Origin of the sequence: Bacillus sp. OV166 (genome assembly GCF_900177675.1) — a bacterium.
Taxonomy (GTDB): domain Bacteria; phylum Bacillota; class Bacilli; order Bacillales; family Cytobacillaceae; genus Neobacillus.
This window is the reverse complement of sequence record NZ_FXWM01000001.1, coordinates 3,595,239-3,608,517: the sequence shown is the minus strand read 5'-3', so window position 1 is coordinate 3,608,517 and position 13,279 is coordinate 3,595,239. Positions and strand designations below refer to the sequence as shown.

The following is a 13,279-nucleotide window of genomic DNA, read 5'->3' as shown; positions in this document are numbered from 1 at the left end:
TGGTACATTTGTGAGTACTGAAAAAAGCTACAATATCTACCAAGATTATTTGACGGTCCCAGAATCAAATCTCACTTTATCAAAGAATGTGGAACATTACCTCTATTTAAAAAGAGTGTATGATATTTTTCTTGCATCCACTGGGTTTCTTATCGCACTGCCAATCGTTGTTATATTTGCTGCCCTCATCGTCCTTGAAACACCAGGTTCACCATTTTATGTTCAGGAGAGGATGGGGAAGAATGGAAAACGTTTCAAGATGGTAAAGTTACGATCCATGAGGAATGATGCTGAAAAAGAGGGGGCCAAGTGGGCAGTGGTAAATGACCCTCGTATAACAAAAGTTGGGGCTTTTATACGAAAAACGCGCATTGATGAGCTTCCTCAATTGATATCGGTTTTAAAAGGGGATATGTCAATTGTTGGTCCAAGGCCCGAAAGACCTGTTTTTACAGCACAATTTAATAAAGAGATAAAAGGTTTTGAAAATCGTTTGCTTGTTAAACCAGGCCTAACAGGACTTGCCCAGGTTAGTGGGGGTTATGATATTTCTCCAAGAGAAAAACTTAAATATGACTTGTTGTACATACAAAATCTAACATTCTCTCTTGAACTAAAGATTATTTTGAAGACATTTAAAGTCATTTTCACAGGAGATGGAGCACGATAAAAAAGGCAGGGAATGTATATGTCAGACATCAGAAACCAACTACATAAAGGAGTAAAGTGGACTGGAATTTCTACACTTATGATTTCATCTATTCAAATCATCCAGTTTGCATTACTTGGAAAACTAATGAGTATATCCGAATTTGGGCTAGTAGGAATGATTACAACCATAGTTGTGTTTGCTCAAATAGTGCTAGATTTAGGCTTTGGTTCAGCCGTGATTCAAAAAGAAAAGGTTTCATCTCGTGTGTTGTCAACTCTGTTTTGGCTCAATGTGGGGGTTGGTTTGGGCTTGTTTGTTCTCTTATTTCTATGTAGCCCACTGATTGCGATGTATTTTCAACGAAGTGAATTAAGCGAGCTGATTCGTATATTGGCGCTGATGTTTTTAATCGCTCCAATCGGTCAGCAATGCCAATATTTGTTGCAAAAAGAATTACGTTTTAATTTGCTGGGGGCAATTGAAGTGGGGACTACGTTGATCTCCTTTTTAACATTGGTTATTCTCATGTTTACAATTCGTCCGATTTATGCATTTGTCATTTCACAAGTTGTCCTGAATTCGTTAAAAGGCATTCTTTATTATATTAGTTATCAAAAGAAATGGCGTCCATCTTTGGTATTTGATATGTCAGAATGCAAAGAATACATGACATTCGGGGCATTCCAATTAGCGTCACGGTTAGTTAATCGAATTGGCTCCAATCTTGATGTTATATTAATTGGCCGATTTATGGGTGCTGAGGCACTTGGTATTTATAATCTTGCCTATCAAATCGTAACCATTCCGGTATTAAAGATCAATCCGATTATTACAAGAGTAGCTTTTCCGGTTTTTTCGAAAAGTCATCAAAATCAAGTTGAATTAACTGATGGATTCTTACACATGACAAGGCTTTTAAGTCTAGTTTCTTTTCCCATCTTGATGGGTTTGACTGCGGTGTCAAATGTTTTAATCCAAACTATTTTTGGACAGAAGTGGCTGGAAGCTGTTCCTGTTTTGCAAATTATGGCAGTCGTAGGCATTCTAAGGGTTTTAATGAATCCAAATGGATCTGTAATTTTAGCAAAAGGAAAAGCCAATCTTGCATTTTATTGGGATGCCTGCGTTCTTATTTTCTATGGTGTTTCTTTATGGCTAGCGGTCATGACGAATAAATTGGAAATTGTAGCTTGGACCTATGCAGGGGTAAGCCTGGTGAATTTCTTAGTGGGGAGATGGTTCTTAAACTGGTTGATACAGCTGCGTTTTCGGCAATACCTGAAAACCATTTCTATTCCATTCCTATTATCTTTGCTCATAACAGCAATCGCCTTTTGTATGAAAGAAATTTCTGTCTTTTATTTTTCTCAAACCAGCATTTGGCCACTAATTTTTTCGGTGGGCGTAAGTGCGGTCGTCTATATTTTGCTTTTGTATAAGATGTATCCCCATTTTTTCTTGAGTATCGTAAAAAAACAAATAAGAGGGCAATCCTAATGAAGATTTTATGGATTACAAGTGTATATCCTAGTGACGAAAAACCTGGTCTTGGTGTATTTCATGAGACTCAGGTTCAAGCATTGATACGACTAGGAGTGGAGGTTACAGTGATTTGTCCTGTACCGCGGAATCCCGTTTTGATCAGATACGCGCGAAAGAAATATCGGGCTAATCAGGGTATTCCTTTTCAGTATCTCCGAAAAGGAGTGACGGTCTATCGCCCGTCCTATTTAGCTCTTCCTGGCCAACTAAGATGGGCCCAGCCAGATAAACGAATTGCAGCTTCCATATTAAAAACAATGTCGGATTATCAGATAGAGGCCGATTTAATTCACGCACATTTTGCCATGCCGTCTGGAGGGGCAACGAGAATTGTTGCTGAACAAAAAAAGCTGCCCTGGGTACTAACGTTACATGGTAGTGATGTAAATATTTATCCCAATTTTAGTGCTAGTGCAAAAAAAGCATTCAAACAAACTGTACAGGCGGCAAATCAAGTAATAGCAGTGGGTGAGAGTCTTAAAAAGAGGGCAAAAGAATTAGCAGGTAGGGATAGTATAGTTCTCCCCATAGGGATTGATCTATCAAAATTTCAACAAACAACCGAAACCAAAACTCAACTAAGAAGACGTCTTAACCTTCCAGAATACAAGAAGATTGTTGTTTTTGTAGGAAGGTTAACAAAAGCAAAAGGTGTTTTTGAACTCGCTCATTCACTTGGATGGCTTTCTAATGATGTAGCCCTTGTGTTTGTTGGAGATGGGCCCGCTAAAGAAAAATTACTTCAGCATTCTGATTTTAATAGCAGATTGTACTTAACAGGGCAGGTTGAAAATGAAAGTGTAAAAGATTATTTGTTTGCTAGTGATGTATTGGCCCTCCCGTCTTACACAGAAGGGATGCCAACTGTAGTCATTGAAGCATTAGCCTTGAAAACACCAGTGATATGTACAGCAGTAGGAGGTGTTCCGGATTTATTTGGGGAGCATTGTCCACTTTTAATAAAAAGTAAGTCGGTATCAAGCCTAGTAAATCGTATTAACGATATCCTAAGTAGGAATCTATATACTCCTGAGGTTCAGGATCAACTGTATGAAAATATACAAAAAAACTATCATGCCGATCACAATGGAGCATTGCTAAATGATGTCTATACACGGACGATAGAATCTATTTATGTAACTAAATAGTCTTTTCTTCAAGTAAAAATCATCAGGAGGATTGATAAAGATGAAAAAAATTGCTGTCATTGGAACTGGATATGTTGGTCTCGTATCAGGCACATGTTTTGCTGAATCAGGAAACCAAGTTACTTGCTGTGATATTGATCAACTGAAAATAAATGACCTCATACGGGGGATCATGCCTATTTATGAGCCTGGATTAAAAGAGCTGGTCCACAAAAATGTACGGAAGGGAACGCTAAATTTTAGCGCTAATATAAGTCAAGAGATTCGAGATGCTGAGGTAATTTTTATTGCAGTTGGTACCCCAATGACATCATCAGGCAAAGCGGACTTAACCTATGTAAAACAAGTCGCTAAATCCATTGGTGAAAATTTAAATAATTACAAGGTGATTGTCACAAAAAGTACGGTACCCGTTGGAACTGGAAAATTAATTGAAACTATTGTTCATGAATTCAACAAGGAAAAACAACCTTTTGATGTTGTTTCAAATCCTGAATTTTTAAGAGAAGGGACAGCTATTCAGGATACGATGAATATGGAGCGTGCAGTAATTGGGGCCAAAAGCGAAAAAGCTTTTCAAATAATTTCGGAAATACATCAACCGTTTACAGCAAATATTGTGAAAGCCTCTTTAGAAACGGCGGAAATAATTAAATATGCTGCCAATGCTTTTTTGGCTACTAAGATTTCATTTATCAATGATATAGCTAATATTTGCGAACGTGTCGGTGCTGACGTAACAAAAGTATCCACTGGAATTGGCTTAGATAGCCGGATTGGTAATAAATTTTTACAGGCAGGCGTTGGATTTGGCGGTTCCTGTTTCCCAAAAGATACCGCTGCACTTCTGCATATTGCCGAGGATTGTGGATACGATTTTAAATTAATCAAAGCGGTTATTGAAACAAACGAAGGGCAAAGGGTGCAATTAGTGAATAAATTGTTACTTAAATTAGGTTCTTTGAAAGGGAAAACAATAAGTGTTCTTGGATTAGCGTTTAAGCCTGATACAGATGATATTAGGTCTTCTCCAGCAATGGATATTATTCCTTACTTAACAGAGCAGGGTGCGATCGTTAAGGCATATGATCCAATCGCGATTGTAGAAGCAAAAAAACAGATCGGTTACCAGTGCATCTATTCAGAAGATATATATGAAACTATCAATGATTCAGATGCGTGTATGATCTTAACAGACTGGATGGACGTAAAAAAATTGGATTTACCATTAGTCAAACAATTAATGAAGCAGCCTCTGATTGTTGATGGGCGGAATCTCTTTGATTTAGAGATGATGAAAGGTCTTGGATTTACGTACCTTTCGATTGGGAGACCAGCTATTCAATCGGAATCAGTCATATCAAAGGTAATATAGGAGGGTTTTTGATGAGTAAAGTGATTGTCACAGGCGGCGCAGGGTTTATTGGCTCCCATATAGTAGAGGAATTGCTTCGAAAAGATTTCAAAGTTTCGGTTATTGATAATTTTTCAACTGGTCGAAGAGAAAACATCGAGCATTTACCTATTGAAGTCATTAATTACGACATTACCGATCCAAGTGTTATTGAATTAATTGTTTCCCTATGTCCAGATTATATTATCCATCAAGCCGCACAAGTAAGTGTGGCAGAGTCTGTCAGGGACATTCTATTTGATGAAAAAGTAAATATTAGGGGATCTCTTCACATTATTAAAGCTGCGATTAAATCAAAGGTGAAAAGAGTTGTTTTTGCTTCATCCGCAGCTGTATATGGAAACCCTATGGAATTGCCTCTGACGATCGCTCACCCAACGCAGCCTGAGTCACCATATGGTCTTACAAAGTTATCAGTTGAAAATTATTTGAAAATGTCGAGTAAACTGTATCAACTGCCATATAGTATTTTGCGCTACAGCAATGTATATGGTCCAAGACAAGACTCAAAGGGTGAAGGTGGAGTAGTAGCTATTTTTTCAAATCAACTTACTGAGAATAGAGCACCCGTTATATATGGAGATGGAGAGCAAACGAGGGATTTTATTTTTGTTAAAGATGTGGCATCTGCAAATGTAAAGGCGCTTAATGCAAAGGAAAATATTAATGTCCATGTGTCATCAGGATCATGCATTTCCATCAATGAATTGTTCGAAACGATGAAAGAAGCTACTGGTTCGAATTTATCTCCAATCTATAAACAGGAGCGTTCAGGCGATATACGTCATAGTATTCTTGCCAATGAAGAAACAAAAACAATACTGAATTGGGAGCCCTCTATGACACTATTCGAAGGATTACAAGAGACTCTCCAGTTCTCAAACAAAGCTTATCAATTGCAGCTAGTAAATAGTTAATGTGAAAAAGGAGAAGGAAGTTTGATGCAAAGTAATCCACTAGTTAAACAGGCAACAGATGTATCAGCTTGCGTTATGTACATTTTTGTCATGACAACTTTTCTGAATCAATCGGTTTTACACATTCATATTGGATTTTTTAGTTTATTTTTGTATCGCTTGTTCCTGATAGCTGCGGTTATTCTCTTTATCTTTCAAGCTATGAAGGAAAAGAATCTTCCGCAATATTGGAATGAGGTACATGTAAAAGGTGTTCTCTTTTTTCTATTGTTTTGGATGGCCTATGGAGCGGTTTCACTACTATGGGCAAAGTCCATAATAGAAGGCATTAAGTCATTAATTCTTTTGGGTATGGGAATATCATTTGTTTTTCTGGCAGTTTTTACTTTCAGGAAAATGATCAATTTGGTTCTGTTTTATGGAATTTGGATGTTTATGACAGCCATTTTATTGGTGATTGGATTAATAAATCATTTTGCACACATCCAGCTGCCTACATCAACTTTATACGGAGGCTCTGAGTATAAGTTGTCATATCCAACATCTGTTTTCTTTAATCAAAATGATTTTGCCACGTTTCTTACCATATCATTCTTTTTTTATCTATCTTTAACAAAAAATAGTAAACTAGTATTTTTGAAAACAACAAGTTGTATACTTTCGATTTTATGCGTGTATTTGATCTATTTGACGGAATCACGCGCTAGTTTGCTTGGAGTCATGATCGGCTTAATCGTTTATATGTTTATCCTTCTTCCGAGATTTTTAAAGAAAGTGGCAGCCATTATCGGTTCAACAGTTTTCCTATTTTGTGTAATCGTATTTTTCGGCAGGTTTATCAATATGTTTGAGCGTTTGTTTAGCGCTGCAACCTTTTATCCAAGTAATGAACTGCTTCCATCTAATTTAGCGAGATTAAATTTACTGAGAAATACCCTTCACTTTTCATTAGAAACATTTGGATTTGGGGTTGGTGCTGGCAATATCCCATTCTATTTAAAAAACGAGTCCATCTATGCAACAAATCATGTGGTAGAAGTGCATAATTGGCTGGCCGAAATAATGGGTAATTTTGGAGTAATAATTTTGCTTGGTTATGTAACCATGTATGCTTATCTTTTCGTAAGTCTCTATAAATTTTATAAAGAATGTACCAACCGGAACCATAAAGGGTTACTTGAAGCGTGTATGATGGGCTCTATTGGATTTCTAGTTTCAAGTATCAGTCCAAGTTCCGTTAGTAACTTATATTTTCATTGGGTATTTCTTGGATTAGTTATTTCTATTGTTTCGGTATTGACAGGCAAGAAAAATCAACACAATGTGGAAAATTCCTATTAAGGAGCAAGGTTCAAATGGGACAAATGATTCAAGCTTTAAAAGACAGAATGAACAAATACATCCTAATAATATTAGCAACAACCGTTTTGCTTGGAGTGATGGGGTGGTGGCTGCCGGTAGGAAAAGAGGAATCAAGTTATACAGTAGAAGCATCCCTTACCCTTGGAAACTACAAATACCCAGAGTTAAATAATCCTAAAAGTGTCATTATTTTGTTAACTAGCGCCCGATTTTATAAAGAACATTTTGCGGATCTATGGGAAGAAAAGTATGACGAAATAAGTACGAAATTAAATGTAACAGCAGGAACGGATAACATGATAACACTTTCGTATTCCGATCATTCGAAAGAAAGCGCTGCTAAGGTTCTTAACGAAATCATAAGCGCCTTTATGGCCAATGACCAAGCTAAGTTCCAACAAAAACAGAAAATCATTCAGGAATCTATTGAATCATTAAACAATGAAAAAGTAGGTCCAGAGGCATTAGTAGATCAGCGATTCTTATATGAACAGAAGACAGCTCTAGATGAAATTAAACCGGCTTTATTAATAAAAAAAGCAGATGAAAATGCAAGTAATACTGAAAATAGAGCCTTCAACTCAAAAGAGAGAGCGGTTTTAGGGGTGTTATTGGGCGTAACACTAGGCTTTTTCTGGATAGTTTTCCCCGTAATTTTCCGGGAAGGGTCATATGAATAGGAGGTTTTTTTATGGGTCCACAGCAGCCACTGATCTCAATTATAACACCTTCATATAATGCCAATTTGTTTATAGAAAATACAATTGATTCAGTTCGAAAGCAAACCTTTCAAAACTGGGAATTGGTTATTGTAGATGATTGTTCTACTGACGATACACCAGATAAATTAAAATTCTATGAAAAAATAGATGAAAGAATACATGTTATTTATTTAAATCAGAATAGTGGGGCTGCTGTTGCAAGAAACATTGCTTTGCAGCATGCAAAGGGCAGATTTGTGGCATTTCTTGATAGTGATGATTGCTGGAAACCAGAAAAATTGGAAAAACAGCTTAATTTTATGCAAACAAACGATTATGCTTTTACGTTTACAGGCTACGAATTTGTATCAAATGAAGGAGTACAATTGAACAAACGGATAGGAGCTCCCAAGCAGGTTTCGTACAATGATATGTTAAAGAATACTATAATAGGATGTTTGACAGTAATGATTGATCGAAGCATTGTCGGTCAAATTCAAATGCCTAACATACGAACACGACAGGATTTAGCCACCTGGCTTGCCATTTTAAAAAAGGGCATTATTGCATACGGGTTAAATGAAAATTTGGCCGAGTACCGGATAGGAAATCCTTCCATTTCGAGAAACAAGTGGAAAGCTGCAAAAATGAATTGGTTTGTGTATCGCAAGGTTGAAAAGCTAAACTTTATAAAAGCATTTTGGTGTTTTTCTCATTATGCCTTGCATGCGGTTGTTAAAAGGATCTAGAAAGGGATGGGACAAATGAAAAGCATACATATCATTGTGGCAACAGGTGAGTGGGATCAAGATCAACTTCGGTATCGTAGACATCGGCTTGCAGAATATTTGCAAAATCAACCTGAAACAAAGGAAGTAATCTGGTTATGTCCAACACCAAACCAAAAAGAAAAGCACAATAAAAGATTATCAAATGGAATATATCAGTGGACCATCCAAGATTTGTTTCCACAAAAAGTGTTTCGGTTTGGCCGCTATATCGATGCATTTCATAAAATAAAATTGCAGCCATTACTATTATATTTAAAAAAAGCTAAGGAAAGGTATACTGTTAATTTATGGTATACCTTTCCTGGATTCCCAACACTTTCTAACCTTTTTTCTTGGAATAAAGTGGTTTATGATTGCAGTGATTTATGGACCTCTCCTATTAATGGGAAAAACTCTATCCTATCCAATTTTAGAAAAAATATCATATCAATTGCAGAAGAGCGGATTATTAATAGGGCAGATGTGATTTTTTGTACCTCTGATTATTTACGTACAAGAATCATAGAAAAATTAGGTACTGAAGAAAAGGTGTTTACCTTTGAAAATGGGGTGGAATTTGATAGGTTTGCAAACTATCCGACAAAAATGGATCATATTCTACCTGATCATTTTGACGGAACGGTTTTAGGCTTTATCGGGGGAATTAAACCTAAGCTGGATTTTGATTTGATCCAGGAAGTAGCACAAAAAAAGCGTGAGTGGATTTTTCTGTTTGTGGGTCCAGATGGTACCAATGATCATCCTAAATTTAAAAATTTATTAACTGAGCGGAATGTTTTATGGACTGGAAGTGTCGCTCCTTCCGAGGTTCCAAAATATATGAACTTAATAGATATTGGAATTATGCCCTACAAGTCATCTCGGTATAACCAAGCGGTCTTTCCATTAAAGTTATTTGAATTTTTAGCAGCGGGGAAGTCTGTAATTGGCATGCATTTGCCATCTACTAAAAAATATGCTGAGCAGTCTGTATATGCTCTTTTAGATACCAATGATTCTAGCCAATTTATCAGTGCATGTGAACATTTAGAGAGCATCAAAAATCACGAAAACTATATCCTTAGACGTAAGACACTTGCTAAAACAAAAAATTGGAACGAAGTATTTGAGGATATGTTCCAATTAGTTTAGATTAGAACAAACCTAGTTTATTTCCATTGTAGGAGACCCAAAAGGGTTTCCTTATTTTTTGTGTTTATTAGTCCGTTGGAAATATACAGAGTCTACATAGGCACAGGTGCGTAATTTTAGGGGAAGGACATGAAATGAATAGATAACTTTGTGGATAAGTTGATGGATAATGATTGGGTGTAGCAATCAATGTTTATTCGATTTTGTTTTAAAGAAAGAGTAATAAAAAATTCTTATAAAGGCAACCGAGATATACATTAAGAACAGAAAATTTAGAAAACTATACATGCAACTTCCTCCTAGTCAGAAAATGTACTTATAAGAAGAGCTATTGAATAGGTATCGCTATAGTTACATTTTATGCTGTTAATACGAAGAAATAATGGATTCCATGTTAATCTTTTGTAAAGTAATGAGAATCTTATTTAAAATGTAAATAAGCCCATCTCCATCTTAAAAGACAAGCGAACCAATAACAGCCATAAGCGGGACTGGAATGCCCAGAAACGAAGCGACAAAGAGGCTGACACGGACAGCAAATACAAATAGTAGGACGTTGCGCATAAACCTTGAACGTTCCTCCTCAGAACCATGTTTCATTGAACTTGGCTTAAGAGGATGATAAGAAGGGAGTGACAAACCAGTTACCTTAGTAGGGACAGTTTTCGGTAAGACTTTTTTGAAGCGAAGGAACAAGAGCCATGTCAGCAGTGTATATGTATAACAACTAAGACAGGCTTTAGGTTTGTACCTGTTTTTCCATAAATCCGCTGAAGTCTAAAAAATAAAATCTTGTTTTTGGTTGTCCAAAACATATTCCTAGTATTAAGTAAATATCATTAGTAATAAAGCAGCAAAGGAGGTTCATCATACAAAATCAGCCGCAACTTCCAGTTCATGTATATAACGACAAGTTTAATCAGATGTTAGATGCTCCAGAATCATTCGCAGGAAGATCTGAATCGCTAACCGAGCAACTAGTAAATCGTGCACAAAATCTATAAAACAACGAAATTAGCCCAAAAAATTAACTGAGGTGAGGACGTGAGTAAGGTAAGTAAAGATGATTTTGTTCAGGGGTTTGTGGCTAACCATAATCATGGTTCGGTTGATTATACTTCTGTGGCTGCAGGTCATGTCCATCAGTGTTTAGATGTTACTTCGCCTCCAATCCAGACTCAGGATCAAAACCATATTCATTTTACAGAGGGATATGTTGTTTTCGAAAATGGCCATACCCATTATTATAAGGCATATTCCGGTCCAGCTATTCCGGTAGGAAATGGAATGCATGTACATCATTATGATTTTTATACTACAGAAAATGATGGGCATAAGCACCATATAAGAGGTGTGGACCAACCTGCACCAGGAAATAAATAAAAATCACTGGAAATTTTTTATTATTAATTATTCTCAACAAAAAAAAGAGACAGTGAGTCTCTTTTTTTTGTGTTTAATCAATCTTCACTCCAACATCAAATACATAAGGCTGCTTTGGAGCAGCAATTTTTGAAATCTGCTTTATTTTTATCATAGGGATCGTACCACCATCATATTGGGTTTGCCCAATTAAACCAGTTACTTGTACCCATTTATCTTTCGGTAAGGCTGCTAAATTACCACTTGCCATAATTCCATAGACTGAAGCATCTGCAACACAACAAGAAATTCCAAATCGCGCAACTATGATTTGATTTTGCATGAAATTCTTTTCCCTATAAACAAATCCTTTTGTTGAAACCGTTTTACCAATCATACTTGGTAGATTATCTTGGATGATACTCATCATTGGAACATAAAGCTGATCATTAATATTTATTATCTTTGACTTTAACAAGTCATTTTTTAAATTGTCGTATTCCTTTACTGTTAATGGCTCAGGTTGATTATCGAGATAGTCATTGGTATTTGACGTGGAATTCGATTTATTCTTATCATTTGTAGAATTTAATTTTTCCGGTTTATTATTGTTTTTAACCGTCTTGATTTGATTTGTATCTTGAGAATTTGATCCAAGTTTAATGGTTCTGTTCATCGCCACGGAGCTATCCAGCACATTGTTTGCAAAAAGAAAGCCCGTGCTTATAGGAATAACAAATAATAAATAAAGGAATAGACTTTTACCTGTTGAAGTAGGATAAGAATGATTCCCGTCACAATCACAATGATAAGAATGTTTATGATCCGAAGTTCCTCGGATAACCAAAAGAACACCCAGAATAAGTAAGACAAATAAAGTAAAGTAAAGAAAACGAATCATTTTCGGTGCAATCAGAAGTGTAATATTACCGGTTAGAAGTAATTTAAATAGAAGCAACATAAATCCAATTAATATGATTCCCCTAATAAGGTGATGGAAGGAGAAATTATAGACTTCATTTGTCTTCTTCATAAAAGCATCTCCTAAATAAAAAATAGCTGAAATATATAGACGGACAAATAGACGACAACTGGAGTTACTATTAGTAAGAAAAGTACAAACCGTTTCTTAAAATACCCGAACAACATTAAAGTGTTTTTAATATCAATCATTGGGCCGAAGACTAGAAAAGCAAGGATTGATCCTTCCGTAAAGGTAGAACCGAATGAAGAAGCAACAAAGGCATCCGCTGAAGAACACACCGAAAGGACATAGCCAAACCCCATCATAACCACTGGTTCTAAGTTTGTGCTTGTCCCAATGGATAAGAGAACATTGCGATCTAAAAAAGTCTGAAATAAACTTGCAAGGAAGGCTCCTATGAATAAATATTTTCCAGTATCAAATAATTCATCACTTGCATGATATAAGGTTTCTAAAAGTTTATTTCCTTTTGTATGGTGGTGATGATGGTCATCATGAGGACCATCATTAACTGTTTTAAGAATATTTTCCCCCTTAAATCGTCGGTAAATGATTAATCCAATAATGATTGAACTAATAAATCCTATAACCATCCTGGCATTGGCAATATAGGGTGTACTCTTAAAAGCGAAGTAGGTAGACGCATAGACGACAGGGTTTAAGATCGGAGCACTAAGCATAAACACAACGCCTACGTGGGATGGCATGCCTTTCTTTATTAACCTGCGAACCACAGGAACGATGGCACATTCACAAATGGGAAAGATTATTCCCAGCAATGCAGCGGGTATGACGGCTAAATAGGCATTACGAGGTAACATCTTTCGAATTGCATTTTCAGATACAAATGATTGAATAATGGCTGATACAAATACTCCTAACAAAATAAAAGGAATAGCTTCTAAAATAATACTCAGGAAAATCGTATTGATATTAAAAAAAGAACTTGGGATTCTATTAAAAAAAGAGATATTTTTAATTTCCTCAGCAAAAAGAAAGAGAATCAAGAATAAACCAAATAATAGAATACAAATGATATCCTTTAGCAGCTTATTTAAATAGGCCATAGCAAATTACCTCCTCAAATCTATCATCCCATTCATATTGATATGCACTTATCTGAGAATATTTCATTAAATTTCATATTGACATAAATAATGAATCGTTATAAGATACAATTCGTAACGATTACGATTTGTTAAATCTAATAAACTAATATTATATGGAATAATTATTCGTTTTAAATCGTAATAATTCCTAATTAAAAACTAGTA

Annotated in this window: 12 protein-coding genes; 10 read left to right on the top strand and 2 right to left on the bottom strand. The window is 35.9% G+C overall.

Annotated elements, in window-relative coordinates; genetic code table 11:
- Positions 1-10 precede the first annotated feature (10 nt).
- The 10 genes from CCK98_RS17525 to CCK98_RS17475 all read left to right on the top strand — a co-directional run bounded on the left by CCK98_RS17525 (position 11) and on the right by CCK98_RS17475 (position 11,041).
- Positions 11-670 carry a sugar transferase gene (locus CCK98_RS17525; RefSeq protein ID WP_088087736.1) on the top strand — a complete coding sequence of 220 codons (660 nt, stop codon included), beginning with the start codon at positions 11-13 and terminating at the stop codon, positions 668-670.
- A gap of 18 nt (positions 671-688) precedes the next feature.
- Positions 689-2,149 (top strand): MOP flippase family protein, encoded by a 1,461-nt coding sequence (locus CCK98_RS17520; protein WP_088087735.1) that lies wholly within the window; start codon positions 689-691, stop codon positions 2,147-2,149.
- Entirely contained in the window at positions 2,149-3,342 is a 1,194-nt protein-coding gene (locus CCK98_RS17515) for a glycosyltransferase (RefSeq protein ID WP_088087734.1), read from the top strand. The genes CCK98_RS17520 and CCK98_RS17515 overlap by 1 nt, the downstream gene beginning before the upstream one ends.
- 31 nt (positions 3,343-3,373) lie before the next feature.
- Positions 3,374-4,717, top strand: coding sequence for a UDP-glucose/GDP-mannose dehydrogenase family protein (locus tag CCK98_RS17510; RefSeq protein WP_306298949.1), 1,344 nt, complete (start codon positions 3,374-3,376; stop codon positions 4,715-4,717).
- 11 nt (positions 4,718-4,728) lie between these two features.
- The gene (locus CCK98_RS17505; protein WP_088087732.1) at positions 4,729-5,673 is read left to right on the top strand and encodes an NAD-dependent epimerase/dehydratase family protein; all 945 of its coding nucleotides are present in this window, start codon (positions 4,729-4,731) and stop codon (positions 5,671-5,673) included.
- 24 nt (positions 5,674-5,697) lie between these two features.
- Positions 5,698-7,014 (top strand): O-antigen ligase, encoded by a 1,317-nt coding sequence (locus tag CCK98_RS17500; protein WP_088087731.1) that lies wholly within the window; start codon positions 5,698-5,700, stop codon positions 7,012-7,014.
- Positions 7,015-7,028: 14 nt separating this feature from the next.
- The gene (locus CCK98_RS17495) at positions 7,029-7,715 is read left to right on the top strand and encodes a hypothetical protein (protein WP_088087730.1); all 687 of its coding nucleotides are present in this window, start codon (positions 7,029-7,031) and stop codon (positions 7,713-7,715) included.
- Positions 7,716-7,726: 11 nt separating this feature from the next.
- Positions 7,727-8,485, top strand: coding sequence for a glycosyltransferase family 2 protein (locus CCK98_RS17490; protein WP_088087729.1), 759 nt, complete (start codon positions 7,727-7,729; stop codon positions 8,483-8,485).
- 6 nt (positions 8,486-8,491) lie between these two features.
- Entirely contained in the window at positions 8,492-9,658 is a 1,167-nt protein-coding gene (locus tag CCK98_RS17485; RefSeq protein WP_373408497.1) for a glycosyltransferase, read from the top strand.
- Positions 9,659-10,702: 1,044 nt separating this feature from the next.
- Positions 10,703-11,041: a YmaF family protein gene (locus tag CCK98_RS17475; RefSeq protein WP_088087727.1), complete on the top strand. Its 339-nt coding sequence runs from the start codon at positions 10,703-10,705 to the stop codon at positions 11,039-11,041.
- A gap of 73 nt (positions 11,042-11,114) precedes the next feature.
- On the opposite strand, the gene CCK98_RS17470 is transcribed toward CCK98_RS17475, so the two are convergent.
- Both CCK98_RS17470 and CCK98_RS17465 read right to left on the bottom strand, forming a co-directional pair.
- Positions 11,115-12,053, bottom strand: a complete 939-nt coding sequence (locus CCK98_RS17470) for a TIGR03943 family protein (RefSeq protein WP_088087726.1) — start codon at positions 12,051-12,053, stop codon at positions 11,115-11,117.
- 11 nt (positions 12,054-12,064) lie between these two features.
- Positions 12,065-13,072: a permease gene (locus tag CCK98_RS17465; protein ID WP_088087725.1), complete on the bottom strand. Its 1,008-nt coding sequence runs from the start codon at positions 13,070-13,072 to the stop codon at positions 12,065-12,067.
- Positions 13,073-13,279 lie beyond the last annotated feature (207 nt).

Bases quoted from the DNA above. Each gene is read 5' to 3' on its own strand.
- CCK98_RS17520 (WP_088087735.1), top strand. From the start codon at position 689: ATGTCAGACATCAGAAACCAACTACATAAAGGAGTAAAGTGGACTGGA.
- CCK98_RS17515 (WP_088087734.1), top strand. From the start codon at position 2,149: ATGAAGATTTTATGGATTACAAGTGTATATCCTAGTGACGAAAAACCT.
- CCK98_RS17505 (WP_088087732.1), top strand. From the start codon at position 4,729: ATGAGTAAAGTGATTGTCACAGGCGGCGCAGGGTTTATTGGCTCCCAT.
- CCK98_RS17500 (WP_088087731.1), top strand. From the start codon at position 5,698: ATGCAAAGTAATCCACTAGTTAAACAGGCAACAGATGTATCAGCTTGC.
- CCK98_RS17495 (WP_088087730.1), top strand. From the start codon at position 7,029: ATGGGACAAATGATTCAAGCTTTAAAAGACAGAATGAACAAATACATC.
- CCK98_RS17490 (WP_088087729.1), top strand. From the start codon at position 7,727: ATGGGTCCACAGCAGCCACTGATCTCAATTATAACACCTTCATATAAT.
- CCK98_RS17485 (WP_373408497.1), top strand. From the start codon at position 8,492: ATGGGACAAATGAAAAGCATACATATCATTGTGGCAACAGGTGAGTGG.
- CCK98_RS17470 (WP_088087726.1), bottom strand. From the start codon at position 12,053: ATGAAGAAGACAAATGAAGTCTATAATTTCTCCTTCCATCACCTTATT.
- CCK98_RS17465 (WP_088087725.1), bottom strand. From the start codon at position 13,072: ATGGCCTATTTAAATAAGCTGCTAAAGGATATCATTTGTATTCTATTA.